This is a genomic window from Thermus brevis, assembly GCF_026427635.1.
Classification (GTDB): domain Bacteria; phylum Deinococcota; class Deinococci; order Deinococcales; family Thermaceae; genus Thermus; species Thermus antranikianii.
Window position 1 is genome coordinate 1,676,390 of the sequence record NZ_CP102606.1, and the last position, 16,374, is coordinate 1,692,763.

Here is a 16,374-nt window from a genome sequence, read left to right on the forward strand (position 1 = left end):
TCGCGTGAACCACAACGGCCCTTCGCAGACGGCAAAGCGGGGGATGCCCTTCACAACCCAAGCTATCAGCAGGCTTAGCGCGGCGGATAGGGGCACAGAAGGCCGGATGTAGGGCACGATAGCCCGTAAGGCGTTCAGGTCTTCCCGTTGGTGGAGAGATCCTAAAGCATGAACCCCCTCCGAGGCGGGAAGCCCAAAGGCAGGGTGGGTGAAGCGGACCGGGAAGACCAAGCTGGGCGGGAGAAAGGCCAAGGCGTTGCGTATCGAGAGCATGGGACGGTGCTCAGGCAGCCTGCTGCTTTCCCACGAGTGTGATCCGGGGCCTCCATGCGGGCTTTTACCCCGCCCATCACCGGACTGGGAAGAGCCCGGAGCCGCGGATCTGCCAGGCCAGCCACCACTTCCATCCCCTCGCCCTCCCCGTCATCCACCACCACCGCCTCAAAGCGGGTAAAGGTCTGCCGAAAAAGGGAGGCCAGGGCTCGGCGCAGGCAGTCCGGCAGGCTCCGGGTGGGGATGAGGACGCTAATCATGGGCCAGGGCCGGTTGGAGGCGGGCCTCGTCGGTGAGGTCCAGCCTGAGGGGGGTGGCGGCGATAAACCCCTGCTCCACCGCCCAGCGGTCCGTGCCCTCCTCCGCCTCCTTGAGGGGTTTGGCGGCGAACCAGTAAAGGGGCCTTCCCATGGGATCTTCCCCTTCCACCACCACCCCCTCATAGGCCCGCACGGACTGCCGGGTCCAGAGGAACCCCTTGGGCCGGTGAGGCAGGTTGATGTTGACCAAAAAGGGCTTTTCCAGCCGGAGAAGGTTCTCCAGCACCCGTTCCACCCAGGGCCGCAAGGCGGCGAAGTCCGGTCCGCTCCCGTTCATGGGGGTGCTGAAGGCCGCCGCGGAGATCCCGAAGAGGCGGCCCTGCTTGGCCGCGGCCACGGTGCCCGAGTGCCAGATCTCGTGGCCCAGGTTGCTCCCCAGGTTGATGCCGGAAAGGACCAGATCCACAGGCCCGAAGAGGTGGAGCCCCAGGGCCACGCAGTCGGCGGGGGTTCCCCGCACCCGGTAGGAGGGGAAGTGGGGAGCGGGCAGGGGGGAGGGATGGGGAAAGGCCCGCACGGGGTGGGCGATGGTGATGGCGTGGCCCACCCCGCTCTGCTCCACGTCGGGGGCCACCACGAAGACCTCGCCAAAGGGGCTTGCGGCCTCGGCCAGCGCCCAAAGCCCTGGGCTGAAGACGCCGTCGTCGTTGGTCACCAGGATCCGCATGCCCCTACCCTAAGGGGCCAATGTCAGCTCAAGATCAACGGCAAAAACCGCTGGGGGATACCCCCAGCGGGAAGGAGGAGCCTGGTGGGTCAGGGTTGGGCCACGCTCCGGTTGTAGCGCTCCAGGGCCTGGTCAGCCCGGGCCTTGGCCTCCCTCAGGGCCTCGAGGGCAGGCTTCCCCTTCAGGGTTTCTTCCCAGGCGGTCTGCACGTACTGGCGTATTTCGGGGAAGGCCCCCATCAGGCAACCGGCGCTGGAGGGGTTAACCTTGCTGGTGGCTAGCTGCTGGATGGCGGTGGTGTAGTTGGGCTGCTTCACGTGGGCCTGGCGTACCTGGGGAAGCTCGGTCACGCCCCGCACTATGGGGAAGTAACCGGTGGCCAGGTGCCAGCGGGCCTGGGTTTCCGGCTCCAGGAGGAAGCGCACGAACTCCCAGGCCGCCTGGACCTGTTCCTCGGGGAAGCCCTTCAGCACGTAGAGGGCAGCGCCCCCGATGGCTACCCCATTCCGCTCCCGGAGGAAGGGGTAGAAGGCGGTGCGCAAGGGAAAGCGGTTCCCCACCTGCCGCAGCACCCCCGTGAGGCTGGCCGTGGAGTAGGCGGCGATGGCCGCCTGGCCCTGGGCGAAGAGGCTTTGCGAGTCGGCCCAGTTGCGCCCGGTGTTGGCGGCCACCCCCTCCCGCACCAAACGGGCGTACATGTCCAGGAAGGCCGCGGCGGCCGGGTTGTCAAAGGTGACCGCGGTGGCCCTGGCCTTGCGGCTGTTCTCGTTGTTGCAGAAGTATTCCCCGGAGTTATAGGAGATCTGCTCCACGAACCAGGAATCGATGGGAATGGAAAGCCCGTAGCGTACGGTACGGCCCTGGGCGTCCTTCTTGGTGAGCTTGCGGGCGGCTTCCTCCAGGTCCTTAAGGCTCCAGGTCGGCTTGAAGGGGATCCCCGCCTCCTGGAAGGCGGCCATGTTGAGGTAGAGGATGGGGTTCGAGGAGTTAAAGGGAAGCCCGTAGAGCTTCCCCTCCACCGTGTAGTAGTTGCGGGGCTGGGGGAGGAAGCGACCCAGGTCAAACCCGCTCTTCCGGGCCAGGTCCTCGAGGGGCACCACCGCCCCAGAGTCTGCCATGATCCGGGCCCCGATGTCGTAGACCTGGATCACGTGGGGGTAACCCCGGCCCGCGCGCAAGGCGGCGAGAAGCTTGTTGATGCCGTCATCGTAGCTGCCCACGTACTGGCTTTTCACCTGAATCCGGTCCTGGCTTTTGTTGAAGTCCTGCACCAGCTTTTCCGTGGCTTCCCCCAGAACCCCACCCATGGAGTGCCAGAACTCCAGGGTGACCCTTTGGGCCTGAGCGCCGCCCAAAAGGAGCAGGGTGCTGAGGATGGCCTGTGCCCAAACCCGTCTCGTCCACATGCGCATACCTATACCTCCTATCCCTTCAGCCCGCCCATGGCGATGCCTCGGACAAAGGCCCGCTGGGCGAGCAGGAAGGCCAAAAGGCTGGGGAGGAGCACCAGGATCGCCGCAGCGGCCACCACGTTCCAGCGGGCTACTTCCTCGTTGAGGATGAAGTTCACGGCGATCTGGGCCGTTTGCATCTCCCGGCTTTTGGTCACCACCAGGGGCCAGAGGTACATGTTCCAGGCCCCGATGAAGGTGAGGGCCGCCAGGGCCCCCAGGGCGGGGGCCGAAAGGGGCAGGGCCACGTGGCGGAGCATCTGCCAGTGGTTGGCCCCGTCGATCCGGGCGGCATCGAAGTAGTCCTCAGGGATGGTGCGCAGGAACTGCCTGAGGAGAAAAACCCCCAGGGGGCTTGCCAGGAAGGGAACCGTGAGGGCCAGATAGGAGTCCAGCCAGCCCAGGCGGTCCACCAGGAGGTAAAGGGGCAGGAAGGTGACCTCCCCAGGCACCAGAAGGAGGGCCACCGCCAACCCGAAGAGGGCCTCCCTTCCAAGGAAGCGGAGCCGGGCGAGGGCGTAGGTGGCCAGGAGGCTGGTGGTGAGTACGCCCAGGGTGATGAGGCTGGACACCAGGAGGCTATTCAATAGGAACCGCCCCAGGGGGAACTTGGTGAGGGCCTCCTGGTAGGCCTCGAGGCTGGGCCGCGGGGGGAGGAGGCCCGGGGCGTAGAGGTCCCTCTCCGGGCGGAGGCTTGCGGAGAGGAGGGTGAGGAGGGGGAGGAGAAGGAGAAGGGCATACCCCCCGGCCAGGAGGTAGGTGGGCCAGAGCCTTCGCCGCCTACCCATAGTGCACCCTCCGACCGAGAAGCCAAAACTGCAAGGCCGCCAGGAGCAAAAGCACCAGGAAGAGCAACAAGGCCTCGGCGGCGGCCAGGGGCACCCGGAAGTTGAAGAAGGCATCCTGGTACACGCGGTAGATCCAGACCATGGAGCTTTCCGCCGGCCCCCCGCGGGTGAGGAGGTGGATCTGGCCAAAGGCGGTGAGGCTCTTCAACACCACCAGGAGGCCCACCAGGAAGAGGGTGGGGGAGAGGAGGGGCAGGGTGATCCGCCAGAAGCGGGTCCAGGGGCCTGCCCCGTCCACCTCCGCCGCCTCCAGGATCTCCGCAGGGATGTTCTGCAGGCCTGCGGTGAGGAGGACCGCGGTGAACCCCACCCCGGCCCAGGCGGTGATCACCGCCAGGGTGGGCAGGGCCAGCTCCGGGCTGGTGAGCCAGGGCTGAGGCGGCAGGCCCAAGGAGGCCAGGAGGCGGTTGGCAAGGCCCCCCACGGGATGCAGGAACCAACCCCAGGCCACCGCCGCCACCGCGGTGGGCACCGCCGTGGTGAGGAAGAAGAGGGTGCGGAAGAGGGCCACCCCCGGGTAGGGCCGGTAGACCAGGAGGGCCGCCAGGAGCCCCAGAAGGAGCTCCAGGGGCGCGGTGATCAGGGCGAACTTCAGGGTGAGCCAGGCGCTTTTCCAGAACTCCGGGCGGCTTAGGGCCTCCTGGTAGTTGGCAAGCCCGGTCCAGACCCGTCCACGGCCGAAGAGATCCTCCTGGTGAAGGGAAAGCCAAAGGGCCTCGAGGAGGGGCAGGACCAGGAAGAGGAGGAAAAGGGCGTAGGCGGGCAACAGGAAGATCGAAGCCTCCCCCTGGCCCCTCAGGTGTCTTCGGAGGCGCTGGGCCCGGCTGAGGGTGGCGTCCATGTCCGGGATAAGGCTAGGCCCCTCCGGTCAGGGTTCGGTCAGGGAGGCTTTCCCGCAGGCTTCTCAGGAAGGCGACGGAGGGAGCCGGGTCAACCCGCACCTCCAGGACCAGGGTGCGGTCCAGGTAGGGACCAAGCCAGGTCCGGTGGCCGAGGACCCCGGTTCCCAGGTTCCAGTGCCGGTCGTAGAGGCCGTCCGTGTCGTTCAGGTGCAGGTGGTCGGGCTCCAAGGCCAGCCAGGGTCCCGGTTCCGGCACCCGGCTGAAAACCCGGGCATGGGCGGCGTCGAAGCAAAATCCCACCTCGGGGTAGGCCTCCAGGATGGGTGCCAGGGCCCTGGGCTCCGGCTCGTGGGTGTTCTCCAGGACCAGCTCCACCCCCAAGGTCCCGGCCCGCCGCACCACCGGCTTCAGGGCCTGGATGAGCCGGTCCGCTCGGTCCAGGGCCTCCTCCAGGGTGCGGCCGTGGGGGATGCCCGAGTGGAAGACCGCCCGGTCCGCCCCGAGCTCCGCCGCCCGGTCCAAGCCCAGGAGAAGCCGCCTGAGGGTGAGGTTGCGCACCTCCGGGTCCGGGGAGACCAGGTCCAGGTTCCAGAAGGGGAGGTGAACGGAGAGAATCCCCTCGTAGTCGGTGGCCAGTTTGGCGAAGAGGGCGTCCTCCTCCAGGAGGGCGGGGTCCAGGTAAACCTCGAGGCCCAGCCAGGGATCCTCGGGCGCCGAAAACCTTAGCGCTTCCTCTAAGCCCATGGCGATGCGCAGGTCCATGGGTTCACCGTAAGCCCCTTGGGTCAGAGCGCGGTCAGCATCCCTTTCCATATGGGTCACGGGCGGCCCATCAAGGAGTTTGCCAGCGAGAGGGACATCCTCCTCCCTAGAGGTACTCGAGGGGGCTTTCCCGCATGGCCTGAAACGCAGGGGGCAGGGCCGCCAGTATGCCCAGGGGCAGTAGGGCGAAGGCCCGGGCCAGGAGGTCCAGGCTAAGTTGCGGAGGGGGGAGGTAGAAGCCAAGCCGCTCCCCCAAGGCCCCGGAGCCGGCGGCGGCGAGCCCCCAGCCCAAGAGGACGCCGAGAAGGATCCCGAGCCCCACCTCGAGGGTCGTCTCCCAGAGCAACACCGAAAACACCAGCCCCCGCGGTGCCCCCAGGGCCCGCAGGAGGGCATTGTGGCGGCGGCGCTCGAGGCCCTGGGCATAGATTCCTTGCCAGATGAGGAGGGCGGCCAGAAAGAGCACCAGGAGGGACAAGGCCCCGTAGGCGGACTGCCCCTGGAGCATCGCCTCCCTCACCTGGGCAAAGACCTGGCCGGGCAGGACCGCCTGGGCTTCCGGGCTCCGGTTAACCTCCTGGGCCACCTGGTACACATCGGAGAGGCGCCGGCCTGTGAAGAGCACGGCGGTAACTTCCCACTTCCCCTCTCCTTCCCCGTGGACCTCCCAGTAGGCCTCTATGGGCACCAGGATGGCCCGGTCCCAGGGGCCTCCCGTGGGCTCGAGGATCCCCACCACCCGGTACTTTTCCTCCTGGTGGTGGGCAAGGGCGCTGGCAGCCTCCGCTTGGCTGGCGAAAAACCCGTGGTCGCTCAGAAACTCGGCGCCCACCTTCAGGCCCGTTTCCCGTGCGGCCCTAGCCCCCAGCACCGCCTCGTACGTGTGGAGGAAGGGCCGCCCCTGCTTCAGGCGGAAATACGGGGGATCCGTGGGCGTAAGCCTGAGCTTAAAGACCTGGGTACTGGTCCCTATGAGGGGAAGGCCTCGATAGCTGTCCCCAAAGGCCAGGGGGACCACCCGCCTTGCTCTGGGGTCACGGGCCAGTCGCTCGTAGGTGGCGTAGGGCAGGTTGGCGATGGGGGGCTGCAGGAGATACAGGCTCGAAAGCACGGCCTGGGTAGAGCTACCTTTGGCGGCGATGAGGAGGTCGAAGACCTGGGCGGCATTGGCCGCCCCTCTTTCCAGGGACTGGAGCACCAGGGGAACCACCAAGGCCATGGCCGTGGCCAGGGCTATCCCGACAAGGGTGAGGAAAGTGGAAAAAGCCCTCACCCTTAGGTTTCTGACGACGATCCACAGGGTCATGGAAGCCTCCAAGCGGGAGACTAAAGCTCCACCTGGCGGGGGAAATGCCCCACCACCCACGGGTCGTGGGTGGCCAGCACCAGGGTGGCCTTAAGGCCGATGGCCGTGTGGATCAAGAGCTCCAGGGCCACCTTTGCCCTGGAACGATCCAGGTGGGCCGTGGGCTCATCGGCCAGGAGGAGGCTTGGCCGGTGGGCCACCACCCGGGCCAGGGCCACCCGTTGCCGCTCCCCAGTGGAAAGGCGTTTGGGAGTGTGCCCCAGACGGTGTTCCAGACCCAGGGTCTTAAGGACCTCCTTGGCACGGTTTTCCGCCGCCCTCCCCCTTATGCCCGCAAGGCCCAGCCCCAGGAGCACGTTCTCCAGCACGGTATAGCCTTCGGCCAGGTAAAAGTCCTGGAAGAGATAGCCCACCTTTCCTCTCCGATAGGCATCCCGCTGGGATTCGTTCAAGGCAGCCAGGTTCATCCCGGCAACCCAGACCTCTCCCTCGCTGGGCACCAACAGGCCAGCGAGGAGGTGTAAAAGGGTGGTTTTCCCGCTCCCGGAGGGACCCAGCAGGACCACCTGTTCCCCGGCGGCCAGCTCCAGGTCCGGCAACGTCAGGGCCACCTCCTCCCCGTAGCGCACCACCACCCCCTTGAGGCGCACCTCCCCCATCAGGGCACCTCCTCCACCCGGTCCGCGTAGATCCGCACCAGGCTCACGAAGCCGGTCTGGGGATCCTCCTTAACCCCGATATCCAGGCGCCCCGTTACCCGGATGCGGCGGGTGGTGGGCTTGGCCTCCTGACCTTTAGGCATGATCACCAGCACGATATCCGGGGGCCAGTCGGCGGCCGTGGAGCAGAAGGGGCAGGTGGCCAGGGGGACCTTGGTCAGAACAAAGAAGTCCAGCTTGGGTTTGAGGGGTGGGGCCATCCAGCCCGTCATGCTCACCCGCTGACCGTTAAGGGCTTTCAACCGGGGTGAAAACTCGATTCCCCTTACGGTCACCTGGCTGTAAAGGTCGGCAAAGTCCAGGGTGACCTGGGCGAGCCCTCCCCCGCCCAACCAAAACCCCAGCAAGAGGACCCAGATCGCGGGATTCCAGGGCAAGGGGTTTGAGGTCGGGCGGGGAAGGCTCATGGGGTACGACCCTCCTTAGAAAACGGGCTAGCGGCCCAGGTAGGGGTTGAGACCCAGGGCCTGGGCCATGCGGAAGAAGATCTCCGTTTGGTCAATCAGGCCGTTGAAGAGCTGGGATCCGGCGCCGAAGGCAAAGAGGGGGAGTGGATCGGCGGTGTGCACCCCCTGGCTGGAGTTGACGGGGAGGTTGCCGGTGCGAAGGTAGGCGCCGGGTTCCTTGCACACCTCCGGGTTGGCTACGTAACCGCCCTTGCCGTCGGAAATGGTGGGGTCCTTGTACACTTCCCGGCCCCGGAAGGTTTCGCAGTAGTCAGGGGTGGCGGCAAAGCCCACCGCAATACCCCAGCTGGTTTCGGGCAGGGGGAACCCGTTGGCGTCCTTCCCATCACCGTAGGTGGGGAACTTCGCGTTTTGATAGACCCCGACACCCTCGCGACCCTGCTTGGAGTAGTCGTAGCCGCCGAAGACGGAGATGGAGTGCCCGTGGTCGGCGGTCACGATGACCAGGGTGTCGGGGTGCTCGGCAGCGTACTGCTTGGCCCAGGCCACTGCCCGGTCCAGCTCCAGCACATCCCACAGGGCCCGTTGCCAGTCCAGGGGGTGTTCGTACTTGTCCACCATTCCCGCTTCCACCAGCAGGAAGAACCCGTTGGGGTTTTGGGAGAGGGTTTCCACTGCCTTCTGGGTCATTTCCCACAGGTAGGGCATGTCGGTGAAGCTACCCAGCATCTCAGGCCGCTTCCAAACCGCCCGGTCCAGATAGCTGGGGAAGTTGTCCAGGTGGAAGAGGCCAAAGAGCTTCCCCTGGGGTTTGGCGGCCAGGAGCTCGGTGCGGGTGCTGACGAAGGTATAGCCCATCTTTTGGGCCTCGCTGATCCAGTCGGTATCGTCCTTGCGGCGGGAGCCCGGTGCGCTTTTGGGAATGAAGTCGCGGGAACCCCCGAAGAGCATGACGTCCAGGGGAATGCCGAACCCCCCGCGCCCGAAGTACTGGTCGGCGATGGCCTGGTAATCGCTACGCCGGCGGGTGTGGGCGTTGACCGCAGCCGGGGTGGCGTCCGTACCGAAGGTGGTGGTGACCACGCCGAGGCTGGCCCCGCGCACCCGCTTCATCATCTCGGCCAGGGTTTCCACCCGGGGGTGGGCCAGGGTGTCCTTGAGGTTGGCCGGGCCGGCGTTGAGGGCGTTAACCGGCAGCTTAAGCCCCGACATGATGGAGGAAGCGGAGTTTGCGGAATCGACAATGAAGCTGTCGAGGCTGCTGGTCACCACCGTGGCCATGCCGCCATAGCCGGTTTCGATCTCGAGGAATCCCTTAGGCATCCCGTTTTCCGGGTTGTACCCTTTGGCGATGATGCGGGCGGCGTTAAGGGTGTTCCAGCCCATCCCGTCGCCGATAAAGAGGATGACGTTCTTGGCTGGACGGAGAGGACGGGGGTACTGCCTTGCCTCCCAACGCACGATCCTTTGGGTTTCGCCGGCTTCGTCCTTGACCTTCACCTCGAGGGTGTGGCTGCCTGGACGCAAGGAGAGGCCACGGAGGGTCCACTCGGCCGTTCCCGTTGCCTGGGAGGTCTGTTCCAAGCCCGTTAGCGGTACCCCATCCAGGGTGATGTGGTAATCCTTTAGCGCACCGTTTAACTCCGAGGCCTCCACCCGGAGGTCGAAGCGTTGGCCAGCCAGCAGGGCCGCCCCGTCGTAGGGGAAAACGGCCAGCTTAGCTGCCCACGCCGAACCCAAGGCTAAGGCCAGTCCCAATAGAACCCGGAAGGTTTTTCTCATAGCCTTACCTCCCCTTTGCACCCTAAGGGGAGTAGGTCATGGGAATGTCAGTGCTTCAACGTGTCAAGTGGCGTGTCCTGCTGAGTCCCTTTGGGGTCAGGGTTCCCCGGAGGAAGTGGAAACCCCCTAGGGCTTGGAACCGGTAGGGGCCGTTGAGCGGACATGGGCATGTTTTCCCATATCGGTGAGAGGCTGCATACCGGGTTCCTCTGGGCTTGGGTATCTGGAGAACGCGTTCCCCAAGGACTTGGTCTAGTGTGATGCGTGGTGGCGGCCCGAATAACGAGGTGTTCTTTCCCACCAGGGGGCGATCCAGCTCACGGTGCTTTCCAGGGGGAAAGCGGGTCTTGAGCACGCGTGTTCCCTTGAGGAAGAGTTAGCGTGAACATGTGAGTGCCCGGAAACCCTCTTCAGGTGAACCGTTTCCCCCTGGCGCTGAACCTCGAGGCCGTGAAAACGTTCCGTTTCCAAACGTCTCTGCCCATCCATTCCTTCTAGTGGTGCAAGACCCGTTGCAGGAAGGCCCGGGTCCTCTCCTCCCTGGGGGAGGAAAAGATCTCCTCCGGCCTCCCCTCCTCCACAATCTGACCCCCGTCCATGAAGATCACCCGGTCCGCCACCTCCCGGGCAAACCCCATCTCGTGGGTTACCACCAGCATGGTCATACCCCCTCGGGCCAGGTCCCGCATCACGTCCAACACCTCCCCCACCATCTCCGGGTCCAACGCACTGGTGGGCTCGTCAAACAGCATCACCTTGGGCTCCATGGCCAAGGCCCGGGCTATGGCCACCCGCTGCTGCTGGCCCCCGGATAACTGCCCCGGGTACTTCCTCGCCTGGTCCAGGATCCCCACCCGCTCCAAAAGCTCCAAGGCCTTCCGCTCCGCCCGCTCCCGGGTCCAGCCCCGCACCCGCATGGGGGCCAGGGCGATGTTCTCCAGCACCGTCATGTGGGGGAAGAGGTTGAACTGCTGGAAAACCATCCCCACCTCCCGCCGCACCTCCTTGAGGGCCCGCTCCTCCTTCACGTTGTGGCCGTCCACCACCACCTCCCCCTCCTGGAAGTCCTCCAGGCGGTTGATGCAGCGGATCAGGGTGCTCTTCCCAGAGCCCGAGGGACCGATGATCACCAGCTTCTCCCCAGGGGCCACCTCCAAATGGATCCCCTTGAGCACGTGCAGGGTACCAAACCACTTGTGCAGGTTGTGGATGCGGATGATGGGGTCCATCCTCTACCTCACGCCGAGTCCCATGCGCCGTTCCACCAGCCTTCCCACGTAGGAGAAGGCGCCCGATACCACCAGGTAGACCACCGCCAAAAAGAGGTAAACCTCCCGCTCCAGACCCACGTTTCTCGGATTGGCCAGCACCGCCCTGGCCACCCCCATGAGGTCCAGGATGCCGATGAGGGCCACCAGGGAGGTGTCCTTGAAGAGGGAGATGAACTGGCCCACCAGGGCGGGGACCACCGCCCTAAGAGCCTGGGGCAGGACCACGTAAAGGGCCGCCTGGAAGGGGCTCAAGCCCAGGCTATAGGCCGCCTCCCACTGCCCCTTGGGCACCGCTTGCAGACCGCCCCGCACGTTTTCCGCCAGGTAGGCGGCGGCGAAGAGGGTAAAGGCCAAAAGGGCCCGGACCACCTGGGGAAGCCGGAAGCCCTCGGGAAGGAAGAGGGGAAGGGTCACGAAGGCCAGGAAGAGAAGGGAAACCAGGGGCACCCCCCTCACGGCCTCGATGTAGGCGATGGCCAGGAGCCGGAGCCCCACGAGCCGGCTTTGCCGGGCAAAGGCCAGGGCCACCCCCAAGGGGAAGGCCAGGGCCATGGCGCTAAGGGAGAGGAGGAGGGAGAGGAAAAGCCCGCTCCAGAGGGTTACGGGGAGGGGCAGGGCCAGAATTCCCGCTCCTATCCCTACCACCAGCACCCAGCCCGCCTTGGGCAGGGGCAGGATCCCCAGCCTTCCCAGCCATCCCACCAGGGCAACGAGCCCGGCCAGCAGGGTAACCCAGGCCCTCCAGGTGAGTTCTGTAGGTAGCTGGCCCACGAAGAAGTAGCGGAGGTTTTCCGTCACCACCCACCACTGGGCCCCCAGGGCCCAAAGGAGGAGGGCCTTGCCCAAGGCGTACAGGAGAGCCAGCAGGAAAAGGGTGAGGAGGGCGTTGCCGGGGGAACCGAAAAGGGCGCGGATGAGCCTCATAGCTTCCACTTCAGGGCCACGCGGCGGTTGTAGGCGTTGACCAGGGCGCTAATGCCCAGGCTCAGGCTCAGGTACACCCCCATGACCAGGAGGATGGCCTCGAGGCTCCTCCCGGACTGGTTGGCCACCGTGGAGTAGACGGAGAAGAGGTCGGGGTACCCCACCCCTACCCCCAGGGAGGTGTTCTTGGCCAGGTTCAGGTACTGGTTGGCCAGGGGGGGAACGGCGATGCGCACCGCCTGGGGGAGGATCACGAGGAAGAAGGTATCCCTCGGGGAAAGCCCCAGGCTTAAACCCGCCTCCCACTGCCCCCTAGGCACCGCCAGGATGGCCCCGCGGATCACCTCGGCGATGAAGGCCGAGGTGTAGACCGTGAGGCCAAAGAGGAGGGCGGCGAACTCCGGGGTCAGGGAGGTCCCACCCCTGGGGCCGAAGGGCCCCACCTCCACCGGAAGGAGCCGGATGGGCGGCCCCAGAACCAGCCAGGCCGCAACAAGGGCCAGGAGGGGCCCGATCCATGCCCACCTCCCGGCCTTGCGCAGGGCATACCCCAAGAGGACCGCCCCGAGGAGCCCAAGGGCCCCGGGGGCCAGGGTAACTTCAGGCAGAACCAAGCCCCGCTGGGAGAGATAGGCCCCCCCAAGGGCCAGCCCCTTCTCCCAAGGGGGAAGCTTGAGGAGAACGCCGAAGTACCACACGAAAAGCTGGAGGAGAAGCGGGGTGTTGCGCACCAGCTCCACGTAGCCGAAGGCCAGCCCCCGAGCCAAAGGGTTGCCGGATAAGCGGCCCATGGCCACCAGGAGGCCCAGGAGGCTTGCGGCCACAAGCCCCAGAACCGTTACCCTAAGGGTGTTGAAAAAGCCCGCCAGCAGGGCCTGCCAGTAGGTGTCCGAGGGGTAGTAGGGCCTAAGGCCCTCCCCCTGCGACCAGGTGACCCCCTCGGAGAGGGAGAAGCCCGCCTCCTGGGAGAGGAAGGCGAAGCTGAAGGGGATGCCCTGGGCGGCCATGCGGGCCTTGGCCGTCCCCACCAGATAAGCCAGCCCCCAGGCCACCAGCCCGAGGACCAGCGCCTGGAGGACCAGGTCCCTTAGGCGAGGCATGCCTTAGCGGAAGGGAGGGCTGTACATGAGGCCGCCAAAGCGCTGCAGGGCGTTCAGGGTGCCGGTGCGGGGTATGTGGAAGGGGCTCTTGGCACCGAAGAACCGGTCGTAGATCTCCCCGTAGTTCCCCACGGCCCGGATCACCCGCACGGTGAAGTCCTTAGGGAGGCCGAGGTCCTGGCCCAAGGTCCCCTCGAGGCCCAGGAACCGCCGGATCTCGGGCACGTCGGATTTCAAGAAGCTATCCAGGTTCTTGCTGGTGATGCCGTACTCCTCCGCCTGGATGGTGGCGTACACGATCCAGGTGAGGGCATCCCGCCAACGGGAGTCGTTCTCGCGCACGAAGCCCGCCAAGGGCTCCTTGGAGATGGTTTCCTTAAGGATGACCAGCTCCTCCGGGTTGGGGGCCGTGGCCCGGAACCCCACCAGCTGCGACTTGTCGGCGGTAAAAGCGTCGCACCTGCCCTGGAGGAAAGCGGCCATCACCTTGGCCCCGTCCTCAAAGGTGAGCAGCTTGGTATTCCGCCAACGCTTGGCCCGGATGTAGTCGGAGATGTTCTTCTCGTTGGTGGTGCCCTGGGTGGTACAGAAGGTGGCCCCTTCCAGCTCCCTCAGGCTGTTGGCCCGGCCCTTGCGCACCATGACGCCCTGGCCGTCGTAGAAGGTGACGGGGAGGAAGTCCACCCCCAAGGCCCCGTCCCGGTTGGCGGTGACGGTGGTGTTGCGGAAGGCCACGTCCACCTCGCCGTTCTGCACCGCCTGGAAGCGGACGCGGGCGTCCAAGGGAACGTAATCCACCTTGTCCGGGTCCCCGAAGATGGCGGCGGCCACCGCCCGGCAAAACTCCACGTCAAAGCCCGTGTACTTGCCGGTTTTCTGGTCCAGGAAGCCGAACCCGGGCAGTACGGCGTTCACGCCGCAGATGAGCTTTCCCCGGGACTTGACCAGATCCATGCGGGATTGCTGGGCCCAGGATGGGGCCATGGCCAGGAGAGCTAGGACCAACAAACCAACCAACCAACGCTTCATGCCAAAACCTCCTTCTGGTTCCGCGACAAGATATCACCCTCTGTTTTGCCCTGTCAACGGGGGCTTGGGGCTCTCGGGGATGGGAGTTCGCACCCGGTTTTGCCGCAGGAAGTTTGTGGTTGATCCGGGAACGAGATAGGGGTAGCTTCCGACCCCGCCCAAGCGCTGGAGTACCGGCCAAGGTCCACCCTCACCAGTCCCCAGCTCTGGCGGAACCCGTAGAGACGGTCCGTGAGCGCCCCGAGTAGGCCCGCGCCTTCGCTGGCTGTGCCGCGAAGCACCAGGTGCCCCTGGGCGGTGGAACTCCAGGCCAGTGCCCAGGTTCCCCCAAGTTCCATGCCCGGGTCGGGGGCAGGCCAGGTCCAGAACCCGCTCGCCAGGTAAGGGCGTCCTTCCATGAACCCAGGCTGGCTGGCGTTGAGGGGACTGAGCAGGAGGGCGTCCCGGAACAGGGGGATGGAGCCTTGGTCCACGTCGGTGCGTGTGTCTAAGAAGACGAAGTCCCATGCCTCGCCTCTCGCCATCCGGCCCAAGGCCCAGGTTTCCAAAAGGCCAAAGCGGGCACCGGGTTCCAGCCAGACCCTTGTTCGTTGTTCCAGGGCTGCTCGAGGGAACAGGATGGAGAGCCCCGGGTATAACTCCAATTCGCTTTCCTGGGCGGCTTGGATCACCACCTCTTGACGCGTAAGTCCTGGATGGACCTTCCCTGCGGATTGGTTCACCAAAAGCGCCTTAGCTCCTGGCCCCAGGTGCACCTCGATGCGGAAAAGGTCGCCGTCCAGGAGGCCAGGGCCCAGGGTGATGAGCTGAAGAAGGATCCTATCCCCTAGGTCGAAGGGGCGGAGGATGCGGAGGGCTCCTGAGGAATGGGCCCGTTGCACCAGGGTCCTTCCACCACGGTAGACCAGATGGATCTCTAGGGAGTGGACCCTCTTGGGCTCAGGCCTCTTCAAAAAGGACCTCTCGGCGAATCCAAGCCAGGATTTCATCCAGTCCCTTTCCCGTTTGGAGGTTGGCGAAAACGAAGGGACGCTCTCCCCGCTGCCTCTTGGCATCCCGTGCCATCACGCTGAGATCGGCCCCCACGAAGGGGGCAAGGTCGATTTTGTTGATGACCAAGAGGTCACTGCGCACGATACCGGGACCCCCCTTGCGGGGGATCTTATCCCCCCCGGCCACATCGATCACATAGATGAACACATCCACAAGCTCGGGGCTGAAGGCGGCGGCGAGGTTGTCCCCGCCGGATTCCAGGAACAGAATGTCCAGGTCGGGGAAGCGGGTCAGCATTTCCTCCACCGCTTCCTGGTTGACGGAGGGGTCCTCACGGATGGCCGTGTGGGGGCAGCCACCCGTCTGGACGCCTTTGATGCGTTCGGGCGGTAGGGCGCCTGAACGCACCAGGAACTCCGCGTCCTCGTACGTGTAGATGTCATTGGTGATGACCGCCAGGGAGTAACGGTCCCGCATGGCCTTGCACAAACGGTCGATCAAGGCGGTTTTTCCTGATCCCACAGGGCCAGCGACGCCAATCTTCACCGGTCGCACGCATCTCACCTCCTCACGACAAGAAGAGACGGGTTTCCAAATGGGGTTGCACCGCCGCCCAGAAATCCCAACCCGGTGTGGCCGTGTGGAAGTGGCCGTCAGGGTCTTTGAGGATAGCCATGGCCTTGGTTGCGATGTGTGGCTGAAGCTGGGTAAGGATTTCTTGGGCGGCTTCGGGTGAAAGGGCCATGCTCCGTATGGCTGCGGCCAATAAGGCCATCAGGCTGCTTTGCAGGTATAGGGGCAAGGCGAGGGAGAGGGGCAAGCCCAACCGGGCGAGGGCCCAGCCTGTGACCAGGGATTGGTGGGGAGGAACGGAAGAGGGCCAGGCCAAACCGTAGAGGCGGCTGAGAATGCGGAGGAGTCGTCCACCTAGCCGCATGCTGGTTTCCCTGGGGCCCGCTATGGGTGTCCAAGCTGCGAACTGGTGCGCAAGCTCCAATAGACCTCCGGGACTTTCTGCTAGAGAGTGAGCCAGGGCGCAAGCCGCCCCCTCGAGGCCCACGCTGCCTTGGGTTAAGCTGGCATAGAGCAGGTCATATAGGGCCCATTGGGACAGGTTTCCCCCTTGAGCGTAGGCCTCCAGACCCCACGAGTGGGCGAAAGCTCCGATGGGGAACTGGGAGTCAAGAATCTGCTGCAAGCGCAGGAGCGAGAGCGTTCCCCCCATGCCTCCTCCTAGTGGGCGTGCTCCCCTGGGGCGTTCCCCACGAATGGCCCTTGGACCCGCTCGACCGCAAAGCCCTTTTGCCTAAGCCGATGGTAAAGGCCTTCGTCCCAGAGGGCGTAGATAAACCTTCCTTCCGCCACTATGTCCCTGTGGAGGTTGCCCAAGAGGTGGCCTACCTGGGCGGCCTCCCTAAGGGTTCGCGGCCTGACCCGGAGGAGATCCTCTTCCGCCGCCGTTACCATATACGCTCTGCCCCCACCAGCCCAGAGCACGGTGCCTGGGCGCAACACGGTTCCCGTCGGCAGGGCGAGGTAGAAGGCCTGACCGTCCGGAGCGGTCAGGAGGCGGCGTACCCTTCTGCGGTCGGCTGCGGTCAAGGGAATCGGTACGGTTTCAAGGCCTTCCTCACGGTTGCCAGCATCGGGTAGCCTTGTGATTAGAATCGGTTCCATGAC

18 protein-coding genes are annotated in these 16,374 nt (G+C 65.3%); all 18 read right to left on the bottom strand.

What is annotated here, in order from left to right; translation table 11 throughout:
- Nucleotides 1-161: 161 nt before the first annotated feature.
- Nucleotides 162-533 carry a glycosyltransferase family 2 protein gene (locus KQ693_RS09120; RefSeq protein WP_267261019.1) on the bottom strand — a complete coding sequence of 124 codons (372 nt, stop codon included), beginning with the start codon at nt 531-533 and terminating at the stop codon, nt 162-164.
- Nucleotides 526-1,260: a 5'/3'-nucleotidase SurE gene (surE, locus tag KQ693_RS09125; RefSeq protein WP_135255946.1), complete on the bottom strand. Its 735-nt coding sequence runs from the start codon at nt 1,258-1,260 to the stop codon at nt 526-528. The genes KQ693_RS09120 and surE overlap by 8 nt, the downstream gene beginning before the upstream one ends.
- A gap of 89 nt (nt 1,261-1,349) precedes the next feature.
- Nucleotides 1,350-2,672, bottom strand: coding sequence for an ABC transporter substrate-binding protein (locus KQ693_RS09130; protein WP_267261020.1), 1,323 nt, complete (start codon nt 2,670-2,672; stop codon nt 1,350-1,352).
- Between the two features lie 11 nt (nt 2,673-2,683).
- Nucleotides 2,684-3,499 (bottom strand): carbohydrate ABC transporter permease, encoded by an 816-nt coding sequence (locus KQ693_RS09135; protein ID WP_267261021.1) that lies wholly within the window; start codon nt 3,497-3,499, stop codon nt 2,684-2,686.
- Nucleotides 3,492-4,400, bottom strand: a complete 909-nt coding sequence (locus KQ693_RS09140) for a carbohydrate ABC transporter permease (protein ID WP_267261022.1) — start codon at nt 4,398-4,400, stop codon at nt 3,492-3,494. The genes KQ693_RS09135 and KQ693_RS09140 overlap by 8 nt, the downstream gene beginning before the upstream one ends.
- Nucleotides 4,401-4,413: 13 nt before the next feature.
- The gene (locus tag KQ693_RS09145; RefSeq protein ID WP_267261023.1) at nt 4,414-5,163 is read right to left on the bottom strand and encodes a TIM barrel protein; all 750 of its coding nucleotides are present in this window, start codon (nt 5,161-5,163) and stop codon (nt 4,414-4,416) included.
- A gap of 106 nt (nt 5,164-5,269) precedes the next feature.
- The gene (locus tag KQ693_RS09150) at nt 5,270-6,469 is read right to left on the bottom strand and encodes an ABC transporter permease (protein ID WP_267261024.1); all 1,200 of its coding nucleotides are present in this window, start codon (nt 6,467-6,469) and stop codon (nt 5,270-5,272) included.
- A 20-nt stretch (nt 6,470-6,489) separates the two neighbouring features.
- Complete coding sequence (locus tag KQ693_RS09155) at nt 6,490-7,128, bottom strand: ABC transporter ATP-binding protein (RefSeq protein ID WP_267261025.1); 639 nt, start codon at nt 7,126-7,128, stop codon at nt 6,490-6,492.
- The gene (locus KQ693_RS09160; protein WP_267261026.1) at nt 7,128-7,595 is read right to left on the bottom strand and encodes a hypothetical protein; all 468 of its coding nucleotides are present in this window, start codon (nt 7,593-7,595) and stop codon (nt 7,128-7,130) included. The genes KQ693_RS09155 and KQ693_RS09160 overlap by 1 nt, the downstream gene beginning before the upstream one ends.
- Nucleotides 7,596-7,622: 27 nt before the next feature.
- On the bottom strand, nt 7,623-9,377 hold the full coding sequence (locus KQ693_RS09165) for an alkaline phosphatase (protein ID WP_267261027.1): 1,755 nt from the start codon (nt 9,375-9,377) through the stop codon (nt 7,623-7,625).
- A gap of 494 nt (nt 9,378-9,871) precedes the next feature.
- Nucleotides 9,872-10,606, bottom strand: a complete 735-nt coding sequence (locus KQ693_RS09170) for an amino acid ABC transporter ATP-binding protein (protein WP_323808494.1) — start codon at nt 10,604-10,606, stop codon at nt 9,872-9,874.
- 3 nt (nt 10,607-10,609) lie between these two features.
- Entirely contained in the window at nt 10,610-11,572 is a 963-nt protein-coding gene (locus KQ693_RS09175; RefSeq protein ID WP_267261028.1) for an amino acid ABC transporter permease, read from the bottom strand.
- Nucleotides 11,569-12,672: an amino acid ABC transporter permease gene (locus KQ693_RS09180; protein ID WP_267261029.1), complete on the bottom strand. Its 1,104-nt coding sequence runs from the start codon at nt 12,670-12,672 to the stop codon at nt 11,569-11,571. Before KQ693_RS09180 ends, KQ693_RS09175 begins: the two co-directional genes overlap by 4 nt.
- 3 nt (nt 12,673-12,675) lie before the next feature.
- Nucleotides 12,676-13,701 carry an amino acid ABC transporter substrate-binding protein gene (locus tag KQ693_RS09185; protein WP_267261030.1) on the bottom strand — a complete coding sequence of 342 codons (1,026 nt, stop codon included), beginning with the start codon at nt 13,699-13,701 and terminating at the stop codon, nt 12,676-12,678.
- A 53-nt stretch (nt 13,702-13,754) separates the two neighbouring features.
- Nucleotides 13,755-14,690: an urease accessory protein UreD gene (locus KQ693_RS09190; protein ID WP_267261031.1), complete on the bottom strand. Its 936-nt coding sequence runs from the start codon at nt 14,688-14,690 to the stop codon at nt 13,755-13,757.
- Complete coding sequence (ureG, locus tag KQ693_RS09195; protein ID WP_267261032.1) at nt 14,641-15,258, bottom strand: urease accessory protein UreG; 618 nt, start codon at nt 15,256-15,258, stop codon at nt 14,641-14,643. The genes KQ693_RS09190 and ureG overlap by 50 nt, the downstream gene beginning before the upstream one ends.
- A 4-nt stretch (nt 15,259-15,262) precedes the next feature.
- Complete coding sequence (locus tag KQ693_RS12995) at nt 15,263-15,919, bottom strand: urease accessory protein UreF (RefSeq protein WP_416376357.1); 657 nt, start codon at nt 15,917-15,919, stop codon at nt 15,263-15,265.
- 8 nt (nt 15,920-15,927) lie between these two features.
- Nucleotides 15,928-16,371, bottom strand: coding sequence for an urease accessory protein UreE (locus KQ693_RS09200; protein WP_267261033.1), 444 nt, complete (start codon nt 16,369-16,371; stop codon nt 15,928-15,930).
- Between the last annotated feature and the right edge of the window lie 3 nt (nt 16,372-16,374).